The 21,180-nt window shown below is 60.2% G+C and carries 19 protein-coding genes; 6 read left to right on the top strand and 13 right to left on the bottom strand.

What is annotated here, in order from left to right:
* Positions 1 to 252: 252 nt before the first annotated feature.
* Both GGD50_RS14525 and GGD50_RS14530 read right to left on the bottom strand, forming a co-directional pair.
* Positions 253 to 1,269 (bottom strand): pyridoxamine 5'-phosphate oxidase family protein, encoded by a 1,017-nt coding sequence (locus tag GGD50_RS14525; RefSeq protein ID WP_183938055.1) that lies wholly within the window; start codon positions 1,267 to 1,269, stop codon positions 253 to 255.
* A 21-nt stretch (positions 1,270 to 1,290) separates the two neighbouring features.
* On the bottom strand, positions 1,291 to 1,908 hold the full coding sequence (locus GGD50_RS14530) for a glutathione S-transferase family protein (RefSeq protein ID WP_183938297.1): 618 nt from the start codon (positions 1,906 to 1,908) through the stop codon (positions 1,291 to 1,293).
* Between the two features lie 122 nt (positions 1,909 to 2,030).
* Here GGD50_RS14530 and GGD50_RS14535 point away from each other — a divergent pair, with 122 nt between their 5' ends.
* The gene (locus GGD50_RS14535; protein ID WP_183938056.1) at positions 2,031 to 2,957 is read left to right on the top strand and encodes a LysR family transcriptional regulator; all 927 of its coding nucleotides are present in this window, start codon (positions 2,031 to 2,033) and stop codon (positions 2,955 to 2,957) included.
* A 27-nt stretch (positions 2,958 to 2,984) separates the two neighbouring features.
* Here GGD50_RS14535 and GGD50_RS14540 read toward each other — a convergent pair whose 3' ends face one another.
* From GGD50_RS14540 to GGD50_RS14570, 7 genes are all read right to left on the bottom strand, one after another.
* Positions 2,985 to 4,367, bottom strand: a complete 1,383-nt coding sequence (locus tag GGD50_RS14540) for an FGGY-family carbohydrate kinase (protein WP_183938057.1) — start codon at positions 4,365 to 4,367, stop codon at positions 2,985 to 2,987.
* Positions 4,364 to 4,690: an L-rhamnose mutarotase gene (gene rhaM / locus GGD50_RS14545; protein ID WP_183938058.1), complete on the bottom strand. Its 327-nt coding sequence runs from the start codon at positions 4,688 to 4,690 to the stop codon at positions 4,364 to 4,366. The genes GGD50_RS14540 and rhaM overlap by 4 nt, the downstream gene beginning before the upstream one ends.
* Positions 4,687 to 5,700 carry an ABC transporter permease gene (locus GGD50_RS14550; protein WP_183938059.1) on the bottom strand — a complete coding sequence of 338 codons (1,014 nt, stop codon included), beginning with the start codon at positions 5,698 to 5,700 and terminating at the stop codon, positions 4,687 to 4,689. Before GGD50_RS14550 ends, rhaM begins: the two co-directional genes overlap by 4 nt.
* A complete protein-coding gene (locus GGD50_RS14555; protein ID WP_183938060.1) occupies positions 5,697 to 6,701 on the bottom strand; it encodes an ABC transporter permease in 1,005 nt (334 codons plus the stop codon). Before GGD50_RS14555 ends, GGD50_RS14550 begins: the two co-directional genes overlap by 4 nt.
* Before the next feature lie 10 nt (positions 6,702 to 6,711).
* Positions 6,712 to 8,247 (bottom strand): sugar ABC transporter ATP-binding protein, encoded by a 1,536-nt coding sequence (locus GGD50_RS14560; protein WP_183938061.1) that lies wholly within the window; start codon positions 8,245 to 8,247, stop codon positions 6,712 to 6,714.
* Between the two features lie 72 nt (positions 8,248 to 8,319).
* Complete coding sequence (gene rhaS, locus GGD50_RS14565) at positions 8,320 to 9,315, bottom strand: rhamnose ABC transporter substrate-binding protein (protein WP_183938062.1); 996 nt, start codon at positions 9,313 to 9,315, stop codon at positions 8,320 to 8,322.
* A gap of 54 nt (positions 9,316 to 9,369) precedes the next feature.
* A complete protein-coding gene (locus GGD50_RS14570; RefSeq protein ID WP_183938063.1) occupies positions 9,370 to 10,182 on the bottom strand; it encodes a DeoR/GlpR family DNA-binding transcription regulator in 813 nt (270 codons plus the stop codon).
* 205 nt (positions 10,183 to 10,387) lie between these two features.
* On the opposite strand from GGD50_RS14570, the gene GGD50_RS14575 reads away from it, so the two are divergent.
* Together GGD50_RS14575 and rhaI are read left to right on the top strand one after the other, a co-directional pair.
* On the top strand, positions 10,388 to 12,484 hold the full coding sequence (locus GGD50_RS14575) for a bifunctional rhamnulose-1-phosphate aldolase/short-chain dehydrogenase (protein ID WP_183938064.1): 2,097 nt from the start codon (positions 10,388 to 10,390) through the stop codon (positions 12,482 to 12,484).
* Positions 12,485 to 12,721: 237 nt separating this feature from the next.
* Positions 12,722 to 14,014, top strand: a complete 1,293-nt coding sequence (rhaI, locus tag GGD50_RS14580) for an L-rhamnose catabolism isomerase (RefSeq protein WP_183938065.1) — start codon at positions 12,722 to 12,724, stop codon at positions 14,012 to 14,014.
* A 4-nt stretch (positions 14,015 to 14,018) separates the two neighbouring features.
* Here rhaI and GGD50_RS14585 read toward each other — a convergent pair whose 3' ends face one another.
* The 4 genes from GGD50_RS14585 to GGD50_RS14600 all read right to left on the bottom strand — a co-directional run bounded on the left by GGD50_RS14585 (position 14,019) and on the right by GGD50_RS14600 (position 17,176).
* Complete coding sequence (locus tag GGD50_RS14585) at positions 14,019 to 14,465, bottom strand: type II toxin-antitoxin system VapC family toxin (RefSeq protein WP_183938066.1); 447 nt, start codon at positions 14,463 to 14,465, stop codon at positions 14,019 to 14,021.
* Entirely contained in the window at positions 14,465 to 14,710 is a 246-nt protein-coding gene (locus GGD50_RS14590; protein ID WP_183938067.1) for a type II toxin-antitoxin system Phd/YefM family antitoxin, read from the bottom strand. Before GGD50_RS14590 ends, GGD50_RS14585 begins: the two co-directional genes overlap by 1 nt.
* 150 nt (positions 14,711 to 14,860) lie before the next feature.
* Entirely contained in the window at positions 14,861 to 16,450 is a 1,590-nt protein-coding gene (gene ggt / locus GGD50_RS14595; protein WP_183938068.1) for a gamma-glutamyltransferase, read from the bottom strand.
* Between the two features lie 78 nt (positions 16,451 to 16,528).
* On the bottom strand, positions 16,529 to 17,176 hold the full coding sequence (locus tag GGD50_RS14600; RefSeq protein WP_183938069.1) for a TetR/AcrR family transcriptional regulator: 648 nt from the start codon (positions 17,174 to 17,176) through the stop codon (positions 16,529 to 16,531).
* Between the two features lie 201 nt (positions 17,177 to 17,377).
* Between GGD50_RS14600 and GGD50_RS14605 the strand changes: the two genes are divergently transcribed.
* The 3 genes from GGD50_RS14605 (at position 17,378) to GGD50_RS14615 (ending at position 21,141) form a co-directional block, all read left to right on the top strand.
* Entirely contained in the window at positions 17,378 to 18,499 is a 1,122-nt protein-coding gene (locus GGD50_RS14605; protein WP_183938298.1) for an HlyD family secretion protein, read from the top strand.
* A gap of 27 nt (positions 18,500 to 18,526) precedes the next feature.
* Positions 18,527 to 20,110, top strand: coding sequence for a DHA2 family efflux MFS transporter permease subunit (locus GGD50_RS14610; protein WP_183938070.1), 1,584 nt, complete (start codon positions 18,527 to 18,529; stop codon positions 20,108 to 20,110).
* A gap of 239 nt (positions 20,111 to 20,349) precedes the next feature.
* On the top strand, positions 20,350 to 21,141 hold the full coding sequence (locus GGD50_RS14615) for an HpcH/HpaI aldolase family protein (RefSeq protein ID WP_183938071.1): 792 nt from the start codon (positions 20,350 to 20,352) through the stop codon (positions 21,139 to 21,141).
* Positions 21,142 to 21,180 lie beyond the last annotated feature (39 nt).

Consider the following 21,180-nt stretch of genomic DNA (forward strand, 5'->3'; position numbering starts at 1 on the left):
TGGGCGCGGCAGCGCCCTTTGAACCCGCCGCAATGGTCTGTCGTTAAGCGCGAACTGCCGTAAGGCGCCTTGAAATGGAGACAGGAAGTGACATCGAGGCCGATGATCGCTTTCGGACATTTTTGACCTCAAAAGCGCTCATAAGGGTAGTTTCTGTAGAAATACTACCGCGATTCCGCAAGAAAATAACCGTCGTGGAGACAATTTTGGCGATTTTTCGGAGATTTGCGCCCGTCGCTCGCCCCGCAGATTTCAGGGGTTATGATCGCTTCCGGCCTCGCCCACGCCGCCGCTGACATCGCCCCAGCGTCCGGTCGCCAGCAAATGGGGCGACCAGCCATCCTCGCGGAATTTCCAGCGCAGCGGCAGCGCGCCGGGGCGGCGCATGATCTTGCGCGGCGTGAAGCGCCACAGCCGCTCTGCTCCGTCGAAGGACGCAATCTCTGGCGATTCCAGAATGACTTCGGCATCGCCGGTCAGTTGCAGTAGCGCGCCGCTCTCGAAATCAGCAAAGACAAGCCCGGTCTTCGGATTGAGGACGAAGTTGCCGAGCGTATTGAAGAACAGATTGCCGGCGAAATCCGGAATGGTCAGCACGCCGTCTTCGCCAACGCGGACGAAACCTGGTCTGCCGCCACGATGCGACACGTCCACCTGTCTGCGTCCGTCTTCGCGGTCCTCCACATAGGAGGCAACGAAGAAGGTATCGGCACCAGCGATGACAGCCTGCGCCCGGTCATCCAGCGCAGCAAGAGGTTGCGTCGGCCGATCCGCTGGTGCTGCGGGATCGCGGGTAAATTCGAAATCTCGCAATTGGATATATTTCGGACAGTTGCCGAAGGATTGGTCGACGGCAACGTCGAACACTTTGTCCGAATGTCGGCGGATCGTGCCGTTTAGGCGGTTTCGGCGGCGGGTGTGAAGCTCGATGCCGAGCAAAGCGATGGCTTTGCCGTCCTCCATACCTGCGTCAGCGGGATCGGCCGGGTCGCGACCGAGTTCGACTCTGAGCGTATGGATATCGGGGCTGAGCAGAAAGCCAGGGCGGTTGGCGCGCAGCGTTGCCCAGGCATTACCATCCGCATCGACGCTGCCGAGGACGATGAAAGGCAGTTGCGGATAGAAGTTACGATGCTGCTCGATCAGGTGGTCGCGCAATACGCGCTGGCCGAGCTCGGCCATGCGATCCGCTACCCCGGCTTTCGTCTGCAGCGCAATTTCCCCGTCATGCCAGGCAGATACTTTCTTGATGTCAGTGGCGATGAACATGATACGACCTTTCGAAGGACTTCAAGCCACGTCTGCAAGTCCGACCGGCGTTTTCTGAAAGGGATGGAAGCCCGGAAGCGCCTCGATGCGGGCAAGCCATGCGGTGACGTTGCGGTACTGGAAGCGGTCGACATTGCCCTCTGGGGCGCGGGCGATATAGCCGTAGAGTGAGACATCGGCGATGGTCGGGCGATCCGCAGCGATCCATTGGCGGCCGACAAGTTCTGCATCGATCCGCGCCAGGATGATATGGGCGCGTGCAATGACTTCCGCGGCGTTGAATTTGGCGCCAAAGACGGTGATGAGGCGGGCGGCGCAGGGGCCGTAAGCGATTTCGCCAGATGTGACCGAGAGCCAGCGCTGTACGGCTGCGGCGCCGACCGCATCCTCGGGCAACCAGCTCTTTGGCGCATAGGTCTTGGCGAGATAGACGAGGATCGCAGTGGAATCGGCAATCACCGTGCCGCCATCATCCAGCACGGGAACCTGCCCGAAGGGATTGAGCGCCAGGAACTGGGGGGTCTTATGCTCTTTCTTGGCAAGGTCAACCTCGACGATATCGGCATCGAGGCCGATGAGGGAGATGAACAGTCGGGCGCGATGGGCATGACCGGACAGGGGATGGAAATAGAGTTTCATCATCAGGGTCTCCAGAGAGAAATCGAGCTGGACATAAATTGATTGTTTCCGCCCGAAGACGGAAGTGCGATAGATGGCAAGATACTATTCCGATATATGGAATAATTGCCTTTTAGGTGCCCATGGACAGACTGCAATGCATGAAAGTGCTGGTGAAGGTCGCCGATGCCGGCAGTTTTGCCGATGCCGCGCGAGCCCTGCATATGAGCCCGCCAGCCGTCACCCGAGCCGTGGCCTTCCTTGAGGAAGTCACTGGCGCACGCCTCTTTTTACGCTCGACGCGCTCCGTGAAACTCACCGCGCAGGGCCGCCACTATGTCGAGGACTGCCGGCGTATTCTCAGCGATATCGAAGAGGCGGAGGCTTCGGCCGGCGGCTCCTATGCAACGCCATCCGGCATGCTGACGGTTACCGCGCCGGTGCTGTTCGGGCAATATCACGTCATGCCGATCATGACAGAGTTTTTGGGCTTGCATCCGGCGGTTACCGGCCGAGTGCTGCTGTTCGACCGTAATGTCAATCTAGTGGAGGAGGGAATAGACGTCGCCATACGCATCGGGCATCTGCCGGATTCCAGCTACAATGCCATCAAGGTTGGCACTGTGCGTCGCGTCGTCTGCGCAGCGCCGGCCTATCTCGATCGCTATGGCCTGCCGCGAACGCCAACGGATCTTTCCCACTATACGCTCATCGCCAATACGGGATCATCCACGCCCCTGGAGTGGCGTTTCGGCGCGAATTCCAAGCCGCTTGCGGTTTTCGAGCCGCGCCTGTTCTGCAATACGGTCGCCGCCGCGATTTCGGCGGCGGTCAGCGGCTGGGGCCTCGTACGCGCGCTTTCCTACCAGATCGTCGAGCCGGTCGCCGACGGCCAACTGCGCGTCATTTTGGAGGATTACGAGGAAGCTCCGCTACCGGTTCACGTCATGCATCCCGAGGGCCGACATGTCTCCGCCAAGACGCGCGCTTTCGTCGATTTTGCCGTGGAACGATTGCGGCAAACCCCGATCCTTCATGCCGGTTCGGCCTTGGGCCTGAAAGGCGTTTGATCCCGCGATCGGCCTGGGCGATGGCTATCACTCCAGGGCGGTCCGCCAGGCCTGCCGGTAATCTTGCAGCGCGGGAAGGGAGACGCGAACGGGTAGACTTTCCGCTACAGCCGTCGGCCTAATTCCAGTCAGCAGCGCGGCGCCTTGACTGGTTCCGGTCGAGCCCGGCAGGGCGACAACGTTAGATTCCGTCAGCGAAGACAGGGCGGCAAGATAGGCGCGATTGAGCGCGAACGGGCCTTCGACGAAAATCGGACCTTTGGCGCCGATCAAGCCCAGGCAGGCATCCGTCATGAGTGCCAGATAGAGGCTGGCAGCGGCGAGGCGTTCCGCAGGGTTCGCGTCTGCCTGCCCGATCCAGCGCATCTTCCTGCCGGGGAAGGGGCCTGAGCCTTCGACCACGTTCGGCAGCAGCATAATGCCCTTTTCGATAACGGCCGCCAGCGTCTCCTCAGTCGTTTCTTGCGATATGGGTCCGATTTCACTCGCCAGGATTTCGAACTCCCGTCCGCCCATGAAACGCGACGAAGGCACGGCGCGGCCATAGGCGTCGACATTGGCGAGCGCATCGCGCGCCGGGTCGAGATGGTTGAGGTCGCCGCCGACGGCGAAATTGATCACCCAGGTTCCGGTCGAGACGACGGCGAAGGGCGCTTCATTCTCCACCAGATGCGGCAGCAGCGAGGCGTTGGAATCATGGATGCCGCAATAGACGGGAACGGGATTATCGAGACTGATCTCCGTTACGATCGCTGGCAACAGAGGGCCTAGCGCATCGAAGGCAGAGTGGATAGGGGCCATCAAGGCACGAATGCCGAGCGTGTCGACCAGCGAGGAATAAGCGCCGGTGGTCGGGTTCCAGAGATCGGTGTGGCAGCCAAGCGAGGTCACCTCGTTGGCGGCAACGCCGGTCAGCCGCAGGGCCCAATATTGCGGATAGGTCAGGATCGTGCTGACGCGTGCGAATTCGCCGGGAAATACGCTCTTCTGATAATGGATCTGCGCGCCGACATTCAGGCCGCCGGAAAGTCTCGGTGAAAAGGTCTCACTGAACGGCGGGCGCAGGCGTTCATAGGCTTCCTGCACGGCTTCGGGATAGCGATGCTCGTAATCGAGCACCGGCAAAGCGAGGCTGCCATCTTCAGCAAGAAGAACCGCAGAGGCGCCATGGGTGGTAATCGATATGGCGTCGAATCCGGGCGCGGCAGCAAAATCCTTCAGCGCGCCGATGGCGAAATCCCATAACCGCTCGATATCGTAGTGAGGATACGGGCCGGTCTTCAGCGTCGTATTGGACGTCCGCACGGCGGCAATCTCTGCGCCGCTCTGTGCGTCGAGCACCACGACTTTGGCATTGGTCTTGCCAATATCGAGGACGGCGATGCGGCGATAGGTCGTCACTATAGTCATGGCAGATGGAAGACCGTGACGAGATCGCTTTGAACCGGCGAATTGTCGGGATTGGTTGCCATGATATCGGCCATATGCGCCCACCATTTCTTCATGACGGGATGGTCGGGAAGGCTGGCCATCGTGTGATCCTTCGGTCGCGTCAGAACACCAAACAGCGTGTTCGTCTCGCGGTCGAGATGGATGGAATAGTCGCTGACCCCGGCCTGATGCAGCAGCTCCACCAGTTCCGGCCATATCTCGTCATGGCGCTTCCGGTATTCGGCCTCCTTACCGGGATTGAGCGTCATCTTGAAGGCGTGGCGTTCGAGAGGAGCGGTCATTTCGAGCTCATGGCTTTGATGCGCCGTGCGACGATCGGCAGCGCGATGGTGATGATCAGGAGCAGGCCGATGAAGATCGACATGACGATGCCCGGCACATTGAGAAGGCCAAGACCGAACGTGACCAGACCCATGACGAAGGCGGCAATGACGACGCCGCCGATCGTGCCGGAGCCGCCGAGGATCGACACGCCGCCGAGCACCACCATGGTCACCACTTCCAGCTCCCAGCCGAGCGCGATGGATGGACGGGTAGATCCGAGACGCGAGGTCAGGCAGACGGCGGCGATGCCGCTCATGACGCCTGTCAGAAGGAACAGGATGAATTTGACCCGTTCGACCGGGATGCCGGAGAAACGCGCCGCAAAGTCATTGTTGCCGATCGTATAGACCTGCCGGCCGAAATTCGTCGCATGCAGCAGGACGGCGAAGGCGATCGCCAGCACGACGAAGAGCACGAATTCGAAAGAGAAGACCCAGAAGACATAGCCCTGGCCGAAATAGGCGAAACTATCCGGATAGTTGCCATAGGCCTGGTCGCCGAGGACGATATAGGAAATGCCGCGGAACAGACTCATCGTGCCGATGGTCACGACGATCGATGGCAGTTTCAGCACCGAGACGAGGAAGCCGTTGAAAAGGCCGCAGACCAGCCCGACACCCAGCCCGATCGCCACCAGCCCAACCGTATCGACACCCACCTGCGCGGCGGCACCCATGGCGGTCGAGGCGAGCGCGATGATGGCGGCGACGGACAGATCGATTTCGCCGGCGATGACCAGCAGCGCCATCGCAAAGGCGATCATCGCCTTTTCGGTGAAATTGAAGGTCGCGTCCGAGAGGTTATATGGGTCGAGGAAATAAGGCGAAGCCAGTGAATTAAAAATGAAAATGGCAATCGCTACGGCGAGAAGCAGGACTTCCCAGCTCGCCATGACGCGCTTGAACGGCGTGCCGAGACGGTCTGGAATGCTGCGCTTTTCCGGCACGGTTTCGGATACGGTGCTCATGCAGTGACCTCCTTGCCCGAGGTTTCCTTCGCCGCCTGATCCCTGAGGATGATGCGGCCGCGGTTGCGCTCGCGCCGAGCGTTGAAGGCGACGGCGAGGATGATGACGGTGCCGGAGATCGCCATCTGCGTGAACGGCGAAATACCGATGACGGGCAGGGCATTCTTGATAACGCCGAGAAACAGCGCGCCGAGCAGGGTGCCGGCGACCGAGCCGACACCGCCGGCAATAGAAATGCCGCCGATGACGCAAGCCGCGACGCTGTCGAGTTCAAAACCATTCGCGATGTCGACATAGGCGACCGCATAGCGCGATACCCAGAGATAGCTGCTGAGGCCGGCGAGGGCACCCGACAACACGAAGGCGAGGAAGCGCGTCCAGCCGACATCGATGCCGGCATAAACCGCCGCAACCGGATTGCCGCCGCTGGCATAGGTGGAGCGGCCGAACCGCGTATAGCGCAGCACGAAATACATCATTAGCACGATGGCGATGGCAATCCAGGAGAGCACCGGCAGGCCGAGGAGCGGCGTGCGCGGCACATTGAGGAAGATCGGCGTGAACTGATGTGCATTCACCCAGGCACCGCCGGACAAGACGAAGGCCATGCCGCGATAGATGGTCAGCGTACCGAGAGTAACGACGATTGGTGGGATTTCCAGAGCCCAGACGAGATAACCGTTGATGGCGCCGAGCACCGCGCCCATGACGACAGCCGTGACGACGAGCACGATCAGCGGCAGATCGGGATAGGCGGCATTCAGCATGGCGATCGCCATGCCAGTGAAGGCGAGATTGGCGGCGACGGAAAGATCGATCGATTTCGTCAAGATCACCGTCATCTGCGCCAGCGCCAGGATGATCAGGATCGACGTATCGTTGAAGATATTGGCAAGATTGGCTGGCTCAGCAAAGCCGGCCGCACGCGTTGCGAAGCCGGCGATCATCACGGCGATGATGACGAAGAGCAGCGTCTCGCGTCTTTTGAGGATACGTAGCATCCGGCTCTCCCTATGCATTGCCCGTGGCGGCGCGCACCAGCGTTTCCGGCGTCAAGCCTTCACGGTCGAAGAGACCCGCTGAAAGTCCTTCCTTCATCACCAGCACCCGGTCCGACATGCCAAGAATTTCAGGCAGTTCGGAGGAGATCATGATGATGCTGAGGCCCTCTGCAGCCAGCTCGCTGATGAAGCCGTGGACGGCTGCCTTGGAGCCGATATCGATACCCTTGGTCGGCTCGTCGAGGATGATGATCTTCGGCTGCGTCGCCAGCCATTTGCCGATCACAACCTTCTGCTGGTTGCCACCCGACAGCGTGCCGACAGGCACGGAAAGGGCGGCAGCGCGCAGATCCAGCCGTTCGGCATATTTGCGGGCCAATGCGAATTCGTCGGCTGCCTTGAGAAAGCCCTTGCGCGAAGTCCGGCCCAGTGAAGGCAGCGACATGTTCTGGTAGATCGGCATTGGCAGCGCCAGCCCGTGGCGACCGCGCTCCTCCGGCACATAGACGATGCCGGCACGGATCGCGTCATGCGGCGAATGAATGTGGACCTCCTGGCCGTTCAGCGTCAGCCGGCCAGAGAGCGGCCTGGTGATACCGAACAGCGATTGGCAAAGTTCGGAACGGCCGGCGCCGATCAGGCCATAGACGCCAAGGATTTCGCCGCGCCGGAGCTTGAAGGAGATGTCGCGGAATTCGGTGCGGTGGCAATAGTTTTCGACCTCGAGCACGACGTTGCCGATCGTGACCGGCACTTTCGGGAAGGCATCCTTGACGTCGCGGCCGACCATCATGCGGACGATCTCGTCCTGCGGCGTTTCCTTCAGACGGCCGTGTCCAACGGCGCGCCCATCGCGGAAGACCACGAAATTATCGGCGATTTCATAGAGTTCGTCGAACTTGTGGCTGATGAACAAGATGGCCTTGCCCTTGGCCTTCAGACCTTCGACGATACGAAAGAGGTCATCGATTTCCTTGCGGGACAAGGCGGCGGTCGGCTCATCCATGATGACGATGCGGGCATCGATCGAGAGCGCGCGGGCAATCGCCACAAGATGGCGCTGCGCGATGGAGAGGTCCTTCAGGCGGATCGACGGATCGATGGTGCTTTCCAGCGATTCCAGCAGCAGCCTTGAGCGGCTGTTCATCGTCTTCCAGTCGATCGTGCGGAATTTCGTGCGCGGCGCATGGCCGAGAAAGATGTTTTCGGCAACCGTCAGCTCGTCGAAGAGCACGGTCTCCTGGTGAATGGCGGTGACGCCGGCGTCAATCGCGGCCTGGGCATTGTGGAACGTGGTCGGCTTGCCGTCGACGAGAATTTCGCCCTCGTTCGGACGATAGATGCCGGTCAGAATCTTGACGAGGGTCGATTTGCCAGCGCCGTTTTCACCAATGAGGGCGGTGACCTTGCCGGGATAAAGCGAGATACTGACGCCGTCGAGCGCCTTCACGCCGGGAAAGATCTGCGAAATGCCGCGCATTTCCAGAATGGCGGTATTGCCCAAGCTTGGCATGCCCGTGGCGGGTCGTTGAAGGACTGTGGTCATCAGCAATGCACCGGATGAGTTAACCAAGTCCGGCGGCCGAAGCCGCCGGAAAGCTGCGAATGGATCGGTCGATCAGAAGACCTTGGAGAACTGATCGATGTTCGAAGCATTGTAGACAAAGGGATCGGCCATGGCGGCTTCGCCATTGTCTCCGACCTTGATCTTGCCCATGCGGCCGGCATTGATTTCGCTACCCGGCTTGCCGTCGGTTTCACCCTTCACGAGACGGTAGGAGATCTGCGTTGCGGAATAGCCGAGGTCGATCGGGTTCCAGATTGCAAATTCCTTCGTCGCGCCCGACTTGATGGCGCCAGCCATTTCGGACGGCAGGCCGAGACCGGTCACATAGACCTGGCCGATCTTGCCGGCATCCTTGACGGCCTGCGAAGCGGCAAGCACGCCGACGGTCGTCGGAGCAACGATAACCTTGACTTCCGGATGCGAGGTCAGGAGGCCCTGGGCTTCGCGGTAGCTCTTGTCCGAAAGGTCGTCGCCATAGACGGTCGTGACCAGGTTGAGGCCTGGGAAGTCCTTGAGCTGCTTCTTCATCTCGCCGATCCAGATGTTCTGGTTCGTGGCGGTCGAAGTCGCCGACAGGATGGCGAAGTTGCCCTTACCGCCGTCAAGATGATCCTTGGCGAGCGTCAAGCACATCTTGCCGATGAGCTCGTTCGAAGACGGATTGAGCTGCAGGATGCGGCCGGCCGGAGCCACGCCGGAATCCCAGGAGATAACCTTGATGCCGCGCTGCGCTGCCTTCTTCAAGGCAGGTACCACAGCATCCTTGTCGTTGGCGGAGATAGCAATGGCGTCGACGCCCTGTGCGATCAGCGAGTTGATCACTTCGATCTGGGCTTCGGCGGTCGGCTGCGTCGGACCGGTGTAGATGACCTGGACGCCGCCAAGCTCCTTGGCGGCTTCCTGAGCGCCCTTGTTGGCCGCTTCGAAGAAGCCGTTGCCAAGCGACTTCACGACGAGGCCGATCTTGATGTCTTTCGCACTTGCCGTGCCGGCCATCATTGCGACGGCCAGCGCAACGCCGATCGCCAATTTCTTTGCAATATTCATGTCTCTTCCTCCCAAAGTTGATAGTCTATGCTCACCCCGCCTGAGCCGCGCATCTCATGCGACGGACGGGGAATCCTCCCTCTCGGCCTGCGCCGTGACGCTCGCGATAATCAGCGACACGCCGGCATCCTCGATCATGCGTACAGTCTCCGCCGAAACGCTGTCATCGGTGATGATGGTCGTCACCTGCTCCAGCGGGCAGAGGATCAGGCTGGAGCGCTGACGGAACTTGCTGGAATCGACCATCACGACCAATTCGTCGGCCTGGCGCATCAGCTTCTGCTCGCTCTGGATTACCAGTGCATCGGCTTCCATGATGCCGAGCGGACCGACGCCTTGCGCGCCGACGAACATGCGCCGCGCGTAGAAGTTCCGGGTCGTGTCGTTGTCGAAGGGCGACAGGATCAGGCTCTGCTCGCGATAGATCGCGCCGCCCGGAACCGTCACCGTGTTTTTGGAATGCTTGACCAGATGCTCGGCAATGGCGAAGGAATTGGTCATCACCTGCAGCCGATAGGCCGAGATATAATGCACGAGCTGGAAGGTCGTGGTGCCGCCATTGATGATGATGGCGTCGCCCGGGCCGCATAGTTCGGCCGCCTTGCGCGCAATTGCTCGTTTCTTATCGATATTGACGCCTTCCGAAACCCGGAAGGGACGTCCGGCCAAATTGCCGAGCTGCGGAGGGTGGATCGATTCCGCGCCGCCACGTACACGCCGGATCTTTCCCTGCACATGCAGGGCCGCGATATCACGGCGGATCGTCGCTTCGGAGGCCTCGGTCAATTCGGAAATATCCTGAATTGTCACCACAGGCTTTTCCTGTACGGCGCTCAAAATAATGCGATGGCGTTCACGTTCGTGCATCGGCTCCTCCTTCTCGGGTTATTTCGCAAATGTGACAAAGTGTCAATCATAAACGCTCAAAAACTTTCATATTGCATCGCAGCATTATCAAATTTGATCGTTTTCGATTGACAAAGCGACTATGCGTGAGCGATATCGTGATTAACAAGGGCGGTTTGAGCATGTTTCGGACCGTCCGCAAGACATGATCTTATGGGAGGATGACATGGCGGCTGGCGTTCAGCTTCTGGAAAACCGTTGGGATGATGCATATGCGGCCGGCCTCGATGAGCCGGGCAAGCTTCTCTACCGGTCGAATCTGCTCGGTGCTGACAAGCGTATCACCAATTACGGTGGCGGCAACACATCGGCCAAGGTCATGGAAACCGATCCGCTGAGCGGCGAAAAGGTTAAAGTGCTGTGGGTCAAGGGCTCCGGCGGCGATGTCGGCACCATCAAGCTCGACGGTTTCGCCACGCTTTATCAGGAAAAGCTCGAAAGCCTGAAGAGTATCTACAAGGGCGTTGCAGACGAGGACCGCATGGTCGGCTTCCTGCCGCATTGCACCTTCAACCTCAATGCCCGCGCCGCTTCCATCGACACGCCGTTGCACGGCTTCGTGCCCTTTACCCATGTCGACCACATGCATCCCGACGCGATCATCGCGATCGCGGCTTCGAAGAATTCCCGCGAGCTGACCCGCGAAATCTTCGGTGACGACATCGGCTGGCTGCCCTGGCGGCGCCCCGGTTTTCAGCTTGGCCTCGATCTCGAAGCCTTCGTCAAGGCGCATCCGAATGCCAAGGGCGTTGTTCTCGAAAGCCATGGCCTCTTCACCTGGGCCAATGACGCAAAGAGCTGCTACGAACTGACGCTTGCGATCATCAACAAGGCAATTCAATGGTTTGCGGCGAAGACTGAAGGTAAAACCATCTTCGGTGGAGCGTCGGTCCAGAGCCTGCCGCAGGCAGAACGCCGCGCGATTGCTGCCAAGCTGATGCCGGAAATCCGCGGCCGCATCGGCAAGGCCGAGCGCAAGCTTGGTCATTTCGATGATCAGGATGCCGTGCTCGAATTCGTCAATTCCAACGACCTCCGTCCGCTCGGCGCGCTCGGCACGAGTTGCCCGGACCATTTCCTGCGCACCAAGATCCGGCCGCTGATCGTCGATTTCGATCCGGCTAAGCCCGACGTCGATGCCGTCATCGCCGGTCTCGACCAGGCGCTGAAAGACTACCGCGCCGACTACGCCCGTTATTACAACGACTGCAAGCACGACAATTCGCCGGCTATGCGCGATCCGAATCCGGTGATCTTCCTGGTTCCCGGCGTGGGCCTGCTCTCCTTTGCCCGCGACAAGGCGACGGCGCGTATTGCCGGCGAGTTCTACGTCAATGCCATCAACGTCATGCGCGGCGCCTCGACTGTGTCCGAATATCAGGGCCTGCCGGAACAGGAAGCCTTCGACATCGAATATTGGCTGCTGGAAGAGGCGAAGCTGCAGCGCATGCCGAAGCCAAAGAGCCTTGCCGGCCGCGTTGCTTTCGTCACGGGCGGCGCCGGCGGCATCGGTCGCGCCACGGCGGCGCGTCTGGTGAGCGAGGGCGCCTGCGTGGTGCTGGCCGACATCGACCAGGCAGCACTAGAGAACACGCAAGAAGATTTTGCCAAGAAATTCGGTGCGGACTCGGTGCGCAGCGTTAAACTTGACGTGACCAAGGAAGACGGCGTGATCTCCTCCTTCGCGGAAGCCTGCGTCGAATTCGGCGGCATCGACATCCTCGTGTCCAACGCCGGCATTGCCTCTTCCGCGCCGATCGAAAGCACGGAGCTTTCGATGTGGAATCGCAATATCGATATTCTCGCTACCGGCTATTTCCTCGTCTCGCGCGAAGCCTTCCGGCTTTTCCGCCGTCAGAATCTCGGCGGCAACATCGTCTTCGTCGCTTCCAAGAACGGACTTGCCTCGTCGCCGAATGCAGCCGCCTATTGCACGGCCAAGGCCGCCGAAATCCATCTGGCGCGTTGCCTGGCACTCGAGGGCGCGGATGCGGGCGTTCGCGTCAACACGGTCAATCCCGACGCCGTCCTGCGCGGTTCCAAGATCTGGAATGGCGAATGGCGAGAACAGCGCGCCGCCTCGTCGAAGATCGAGGTGGACGAGCTGGAGGAACATTACCGCAAGCGTTCGATGTTGAAGCTCAACGTTTTCCCGGAAGATATTGCCGAGGCTATCTATTTCCTCGCTTCCGACCTCTCCGCCAAGTCGACCGGCAACATCATCAATGTTGATGCCGGAAACGCGCAGAGCTTTACACGCTAGTTGGTAAGGAAGTGGCAGCCTCGGGGCCACCCCCGTGGTTCGAGGCCCCGCCGCACTCGCTTCGCTCCTGCGGCAGCGCGCCTCACCATGAGGATGGAGGAGCGATTGCGCCAACTGACGGAAAGATCAGCTCTCGCCCTGAGGTGGCCCCATAGGGCCCTCGAAGGGCGAGGGCGGGTGATGGCTTGCAGGGTGATCGCACCGTAATATTTCGAATGACATACCTGGGAGGAAAGAATGGCCGAGTTTAGAATTGCGCCGGATCTGGTCGCTGCGGAAAACGACAAGCGCGCCGATGCGCTGAAATCCGATTATGAGGCGCTCGGCGCGACACTTGCGCGCCGGGGCGTCGATATCGAGGCGGTGACGAAAAAGGTCTCCGAATTCTTCGTCGCCGTGCCCTCGTGGGGTGTCGGCACCGGCGGTACGCGCTTTGCCCGCTTTCCGGGCACCGGCGAGCCACGCGGCATTTTCGACAAGCTCGACGATTGCGCCGTCATTCATCAGTTGACGCGGGCGACACCGACCGTTTCGCTGCATATTCCTTGGGACAAGGCCGACGCAAAGGAATTGAAGGCTAAGGGCGATGCGCTCGGCCTCGGTTTCGATGCCATGAATTCCAACACCTTCTCCGACGCTCCCGGCCAGGCGCATTCCTATAAGTACGGCTCGCTCAGCCATGTTGACGCCGCAACCCGCGCCCAGGCTGTCGAGCACAATCTGGAATGCATCGAGATCGGCAAGGCGATCGGTTCGAAGGCGCTCACGGTCTGGATCGGCGACGGTTCCAACTTTCCCGGTCAGAGCAATTTCACCAAGGCATTCGAGCGTTACCTTGCCGCTATGGCGGAAATCTACAAGGCCTTGCCGGATGACTGGCGGCTATTTTCCGAGCACAAGATGTACGAGCCGGCCTTCTATTCGACCGTCGTGCAGGATTGGGGAACGAACTACCTGATCGCCCAAACCCTCGGGCCAAAGGCCTTCTGCCTCGTCGATCTCGGCCACCATGCGCCGAACACCAATATCGAGATGATCGTCGCCCGCCTCATCCAGTTCGGCAAGCTCGGCGGCTTCCATTTCAACGATTCGAAATATGGCGACGACGATCTCGATGCCGGCGCGATCGAGCCCTATCGCCTGTTCCTCGTCTTCAACGAATTGGTTGAGGCAGAGCATCGCGGCGTAAAAGGCTTCCATCCGGCCCACATGATCGACCAGTCGCACAATGTCACCGACCCGATCGAAAGCCTGATTTCCAGTGCTAACGAAATCCGCCGCGCCTATGCGCAGGCATTGATCGTCGACCGCAAGGCGCTGGCGGACTACCAAGACTCCAACGACGCCCTGATGGCCTCCGAAACCCTGAAGCGTGCCTACCGCGCCGACGTCGAACCCATACTCGCGGAAGCCCGCCGCAGCACCGGCGGGGCCATCGATCCGGTGGCAGCTTATCGGGCAAGCGGCTACCGCAGACAAGTTGCCGGCGAGCGTCCTGCCTCGGCAGCAGGCAGTGGCGGAATTATCTGAGGAGCTATAGTTCCGGTGGATTCGCGAACGGATCGAGCGAACGCGCATCCATCAGCCGGAAATGCCTTAGGTTTCGGGTGAGGACCGTGTAATCGTATCGCAGCGCCGTTGCGGCAATCGCAGCATCTTCGAAACCTGGATCTCCACCCCGCCCGACCGCTTGGTCGAATAGTCGCCCCGCGATGCGGGCAGTTGCGATATCGAGCGGCAGGATGCGGTCGCCATAAAGATGGAGAGTGAGTTCAAGCCACTCGCCAAGCAACTCAGCTTTCTTGGAGGCGCCTGTCCGATGGGCTTTCGCAATCCCGGTTTCTATTTCGGCAACAGTCACGGTGGAGACATAAAACTGATGGGCATGGGCTGCAATCCATGCCCGAACCGCCTGCGATAGCAGATCTTGCGCGCGCAGTGGCGATGTAGCCGAGATGATATTCGTATCCAGAAGATACATTAGATATCATCATCGCGTAGCAGTCGGCCCGGTTTGCGCGCTGGCAGGTCGTCATCTTCAAGCGGTGCATTGGTAAGCAACCAACCAAATGACGGAACCTGCTTCAATTTTTGATATTCGTCATAAGAAATGATGACAGCGGTCCGTTCGCCATGGCGAGTAATGATAGCTGCATTGCCGTTGAGAGCTTCATCTACAACGGCGGAAAGCGTTGCCTTCGCATCCTTGAGCTGAATTTCCTTCATGGGGTCACCTATATGACTACTATAGTCCTATAGTAGGGGTGACTGAAAGTTTCGTCAATGCGTCGCTGGATCTCCATTACGCACGCAGCAATCCCGCGCCTCGGATGCTGCGGGGCGTTGAGCAATTGCCTTTACTTTACAATGCTGAACTCAATACCCCAGCGCGATGCCGTCCTTGCGGTGGTCGGAGGCGCCGAGCAGGACGCCGCGCTCGTGATCGATCCAAATCGCCTGTGCGCCGCCGATCGGCGCATCTGCCCATTCGGTGACATGGCCGCGGCGCTCAAGGTCCCGCTTGATGTCTTCCGAAATCGTCGGTTCGAGCGAGAGCTTGCCGTCGTAGCAGAAGGTGCGGGGTTGATCGCTTGCCTGTTGCGGATCGAGATCGCGGTCAAGCATCTGGCTCAGCATATGGGCGTGGCCGGCAGCTTGGTATTGCCCGCCCATGACGCCGAAGCTCATGCGCGTCTTGCCGTTTTCCATCAGCATGGCCGGGATGATGGTGTGGAAAGGCAGCTTGCCCGGGCCGATGGCGTTCGGGTGGCCTTCCTTGACCACGAAACCCGCACCACGGTTCTGCAGCAGCACGCCGGCATGCGGCGCATAGATGCCGCTGCCGAAAGCGAAGAAGATCGAATTGATCAGCGAAATCGCATTGCCATCACGATCGACGACGGAGACATAAACCGTGTCCTTGTGCGTCGGCCCATCCCAGATCGAGACGTCAGCGGCGCGTTCGAGGCTGATTTGCGAGCGCATGGCGGCAATCGATCGATCGGACAATAGTTCGTCGATGCTGAATGTCAGGTGGTCCGGATCGCTGATAAGCTGATCGCGCTTGGCATAACCGGCCTTGGTTGCTTCGGCGAGCAGGTGGATGCGATCTGCTTCGGTGAGCTTGGGGTCGCGAAGGTCGAAACCGTCGAGAATGCGAGTGATCAGCAGCGCGGCGAGGCCCTGGCCATTCGGCGGGCACTCCAATAGATCGCGGCCGCGGTATTTGCCGGAGATCGGCACGGTCTCAAACGCCTTGTAGTCAGCGAAATCACTTTCTTCATGCAATCCGCCAAGCGATTGTAGAAGCTGCGTAATCTCTTCGGCGACCTTGCCGCGATAGAAGGCATCGCGGCCGTCCTTGACGATGGCTTTCAGCGTGGCGGCTAGGGCAGGGTTAGCTACGCGTTCGCCGATGCGCGGCGCGCGGCCATGCGGCAGGAAATAGGCGGCGGAAGCCGGGTACTTTGCGACCCGGTCGCTATAGCGGCTCCAGTCGAGTTCGACGCGCGGCGTAACGCAATAGCCGTCTTCGGCGGCTGCGATTGCCGGTGCAAGCACACGGCCCATATCGAAGCGGCCATAGGAGCCGATCAGCCGGCACCAGGCATCGACTGCGCCCGGAATGGTGACGGCATGCGGACTATCGTCAGGAATAGCGGTAAAGCCCTTCTCAAGGAAGTAATCGAGCTTCGCCTTTTGCGGAGCGCGGCCGGAGCCGTTAAGCGCGATCGGCGTGCCGCCAGCCGGGCTATAGAGAGCGAAGCAGTCGCCGCCGATACCCGTCATATGCGGATCGACGACCGACTGCAGCGCCACCGCCGCTACGGCCGCATCGACCGCGCTGCCGCCGGCCCGCAGGATATCGACAGCCGCGAGCGTCGCCCGCGGATGCGAGGTCGCCGCCATGCCTCTGTCGGAAACTGCGACCGAACGGCCCGGCTTGAAAAAATCGCGCTGCTGCATGTCTTTCAACGTCCTCTATTGCCAAATTGCTGTGTACCGCCTGGAGACGCGTTCGATCTGTGCCACGATTGATGCCAATCAAACCTGGCAGCCTTTCAGGAAGACCTCGGCGCAGATTCGCGCCCGGCGGCTGATCTCCGCGATGTTCGGCGGTTGGAGCTGGCGCAGGATGGCGGCGCGCTGCGGCTCCATGATCATCATTCCGCGCAGCATGCCGGAGGCCATATGTGGGTCTTCCAGACGGATGAGCCCACGCTCGCATTGCGTCGTCAGCCATTTTTCCATGATGGCGTTCGAGCCGACGATCGCCGTCTCGTAGAAGGACGTGGCGATTTCCGGAAAGCGGTCCGATTCGGCGATGACGAGACGCATGATGTCGACGGTGTCATCCGACATCGCCAGCATGCCATAGGCTGTCAGCAGCCGCTCCAAGCCCTGCCGCAAATCCATCGTCGCCAGTGTCGATTGGTCCAGCGCCAGGAAAAACCGGCTTATGCGGTCGGAGACAATGCTTGAGAACAGGTCCGCCTTGGTCGGAAACAGCCGATAGAGCGTCTTGGTCGAGACACCAGCGGATTGGGCGATCGCATTGACGCTCGCGGCCGCATAGCCGCTTTCCCGAAATTGAGTGTCGGCAGCCTCGATGATCAGACTTTTCGTATCGTCGTCGCAGCGAAGTTGCGGTCGGCCGCGTGCGCGCTTCTCAATTAATTGATTTTCGACCATGGTAATTTTCCAAAATCCTGTTGACTTCCATTCTACAGTGCATATTTTGGAAAACAACACGTTTCCTAAATGCGCGGCCAAGAATTTTTAGCGGGCCTTCCGCCCTACCAAGACAATCGGCCATCAGGAGAGACGACAGTGGAAAATAAGGTTCATGTATTGAATGCCAGCAAGCAGGCGCCGGTCGCCGAGGCACCGACCATGGACGCCGGCAAGCCGGATGTATCGGTCGAATTGCTACGTATTGCCGCCGAGGAAAAGCCGGCGGCGAAGAAGCGGGGCAAGTCGTTTCTGCTCGGTGCCTCGGCGCTCGCCGTCATCGCTGCGGCTGCCTACTACGGTCATAACTACTGGACGGTTGGCCGCTTCCAGGTATCGACCGACGATGCCTATGTTCAGGCCGACAACAGCGCCATCGCACCGAAGATTTCCGGCTATATCACCGATGTCGTCGTCAACGACAATCAGACGGTCAGGGCAGGGCAGGTGCTTGCCCGCGTCGACGACCGCGACTTCAAGACGGCGCTCGATCAAGCCAAGGCCGACGTTGCCGCCGCCGAGGCCGATGTCGAGGCCAAACAGGCCTCTATCGACATGCAGCAATCGTTAATCGCGGCCGCCCGGGCGACCGTCGATGTCGACAAGGCCAATGAGACCTTCGCCGAGCAGAATGACAAGCGCTATGCAAGCCTCTCAGTCAACGGCTATGCGCCTGTGCAGACCGCACAGCAGGCCGCTTCGCAGATCGCTGCCACCCGCGCGGCGATCGACCGCGATACCGCTTCGCTCGCCGGGACGATCAAGCAGGTCGATCTGTTGAAGGCGCAACTGGCGCAGGCCAGGGCGACGCTCGCTCACGACCAGGCCGTCCAGAGCCAGGCGGAGCTCAATCTGTCCTACACGGCGATCGTCGCGCCGCTCGATGGTGTCATCGGCAACCGCACGCTCCGCGTCGGCCAGTATGTGCAGGCAGGCACGCAGTTGATGTCGGTGGTGCCGACGTCGGCCGCCTATATCGTCGCGAACTATAAAGAGACGCAGTTGACCCATGTCCATGCTGGCCAGCCGGTCGACATCGAAGTCGATATGTTCCCCGGTCGCGTCTATCACGGCCATGTCGATAGCCTGGCGCCTGCAAGCGGCCAGGAATTCGCGCTGCTGCCGCCGGATAATGCCACCGGCAATTTCACCAAGGTCGTACAGCGCATCCCGGTCAAGATCGTCCTTGATGGCGACACCGCCACATCAGGCGATCTGCGTCCCGGCATGTCGGTGCAGCCGAGCATCGACATCAAGACGGCCAATGAGAGCCACGGCGCGTGAGCGGTGAAGGATGAGGAGTATTGAGCCATGTCCACCATCACAACCAGCGCCATCCCGCAGCCAAGCGCGAAGGCCAGCACCAGGGAATGGATCGCCGTACTCGCCGGCATGATCGGCGCCTTCATGGCGATCCTCAACATCCAGATCACCAATGCCTCGCTTCTCGATATCGAGGGCGGTATCGGCACGGGCGTTGACAACGGCGCCTGGATATCGACGTCCTATCTGATCGGTGAAATCGTCGTCATTCCATTGACGGCTTTTTTCAGCAACGTCTTCTCGTTCCGCCGCTACATACTGGCAAATTCGATCCTCTTTCCGCTGTTCTCGATTGCCTGTGCCTTTGCGCATGACCTCGGGACAATGATCGTGCTGCGCGGGCTGCAGGGCTTTGCCGGCGGCGTGCTCATCCCGATGGCCTTCACGATGATCCTCACCAAGCTGCCCAAAGTGCAGCAGCCGACCGGGCTTGCGATCTTCGCGCTTTCGGTCACGGTCGCCCCTGCCATCGGCCCCACCATCGGCGGCTATCTGACCGAGAATTACGGCTGGCAGACGATCTTCTTCATCAATGCCCTGCCGAGCGCCATCATGGCGATCGCGCTTGCACTGACGCTCGAGAAGGGGCCGATGCGTCTTGGCCTCCTGAAGGAGGGCGATTGGGCCGGTATTGTGACGATGGCAATCGGGCTTTCAGCGCTTCAGACCGTGCTCGAGGAGGGCAATAAGGATGACTGGTTCTCCTCGCCCTTCATCTTGAAACTCAGCGCTATCGCCGTCGTTTCGCTGAGCGCCTTCATATGGATAGAGCTAACCGTTGAAAGCCCGCTGGTGAAACTGCGGCTTTTGAAGCAACGCAATTTCGGCATCGGCGTTCTCGTCAACGTGCTGGTCGGTTTCGCGCTCTTCGGCTCGGTCTATATCCTGCCGCAATATCTCGGCCAGGTGCAGCGCTACAATGCCGAGCAGATCGGCAACGTGCTGGCCTGGACCGGCCTGCCGCAACTCATCCTCATTCCGCTGGTTCCGATGATGATGAAGCGTTTTGACGTCCGTTATATCGGCTTCCTTGGTATCGGCATCTTTGCCATAAGCTGCTTCATGAACGTGACGCTGTCTGCCGACACCGCCGGTGATCAGTTCTGGATTCCGAATATCGTGCGCGCCATCGGCCAGGCCATGGTCATCACCCCGATCACCGCCATCACCACGGCCGGTATCGCACCCGCCGATGCCGCCGCCGCGTCCGGCCTGACCAACATGCTGCGAAATCTCGGCGGTGCAGTCGGCACGGCGACGCTCGGCACCGTGCTCACCAAGCGCGAGCAGTTCCACTCCAATATCATCGGCCAGTCGGTGACGCTGGCACGCGACGAGGTGAGGGAGCGGTTGACGCAGACGACCAACTATTTCCTGGCGCATGGCGTCTCGGATCACGCACTTGCCGCGCAGAAGGCAACGGTCGCTCTTGGCAGCGTCATCAAGCGGCAGGCCCTGATCATGGGCTTCAGCGACACCTTCGCTGTCATCGGCATCCTGCTGGCGACCGCGGCGATCGCTACCCTTTTTGCCCGCAAGCCGCAGGCCGGCGGCGGGGCAGGGGCTCATTGATACTGCATCTATCCTTCCTTCGAAGGCTTGAGTTGGACCGCGGCAAGCTCCCTCAGCTTGTCGCGGTCGCCGTCGTCGGATAGCCGATACCCATCGGCCGTATCTTTCGGGTAGCCGAGGCGCTGGAATTCGCTATTGTCGGCAGCGACGAAAATCTTATTTCCAGGGCCGTCGCCCCTTCGGCGGCATGAAGCAATTCGGCCTCCCCTTGGCGGGCTTGGCAATCGAGGAAAATCACTATGACCACTGATATCGACGGTTTCGCGGGCCGCCTGAAGCGCCGGGAAAATGGAGGCATGATCTCAGCCTGGATCGGCACGCCCGATCCGCTTCTGGTGAATCACCTGTCGCAGGAGGCTTTCGACGCGATCGTCCTCGATATGCAGCATGGCATGTGGGACATGGCCTCTGCGGCGAACGGCATTTCGCAGGTGCGCCTCGCCGGCAAGCCGGCCATCGCGCGCATCCCCGTCGGCGATTTCGCGTCGGCTTCGCGGCTGCTCGATGCCGGGGCCTCCGCCATCATTGCGCCAATGATCAATTCTGCCGATGACGCCCGCGCTTTGGTGAAAGCAACGAAATATCCGCCGCTCGGTGAACGCAGTTGGGGGCCGTCGCTCGCGCTCAATCATTTCGGCATCGCCGCTGACGAGTATCTGCAGGGTGCCAATGGACTGACCGTCACCATCGCCATGGTCGAGACCCGGGCCGCGCTCGATGCCATCGACGAAATCCTCGCGGTTGACGGCATTGACGGCATTTTCATCGGCCCATCCGATCTCTCCATCGCGCTCTCGAATGGTGCGCGTCTCGCGCCCGACAGCGCTGCGATCGATCAGACATTGGCACATGCCGTGGCGCGTTGCCGCGCCCATGGCAAGTTGATCTGCGCTTTCGGCACTGACGGCGAACGCGCCGGTCAATTCCTGAAGCTCGGCCTGGATCTCGTCATTGCCGGCGCCGAAACAGCTCAGCTCCGCGCCGGTGCTCGCACCGCAATCGCAGCCGCCCGGAAGGTTGCTGCTTCCTGACATATCGACGGAATTGAAGCCAAATCAGGCGCAGCCTCA

It is taken from the genome of Martinezella paranaensis (assembly GCF_014200235.1).
GTDB lineage: Bacteria > Pseudomonadota > Alphaproteobacteria > Rhizobiales > Rhizobiaceae > Rhizobium > Rhizobium paranaense.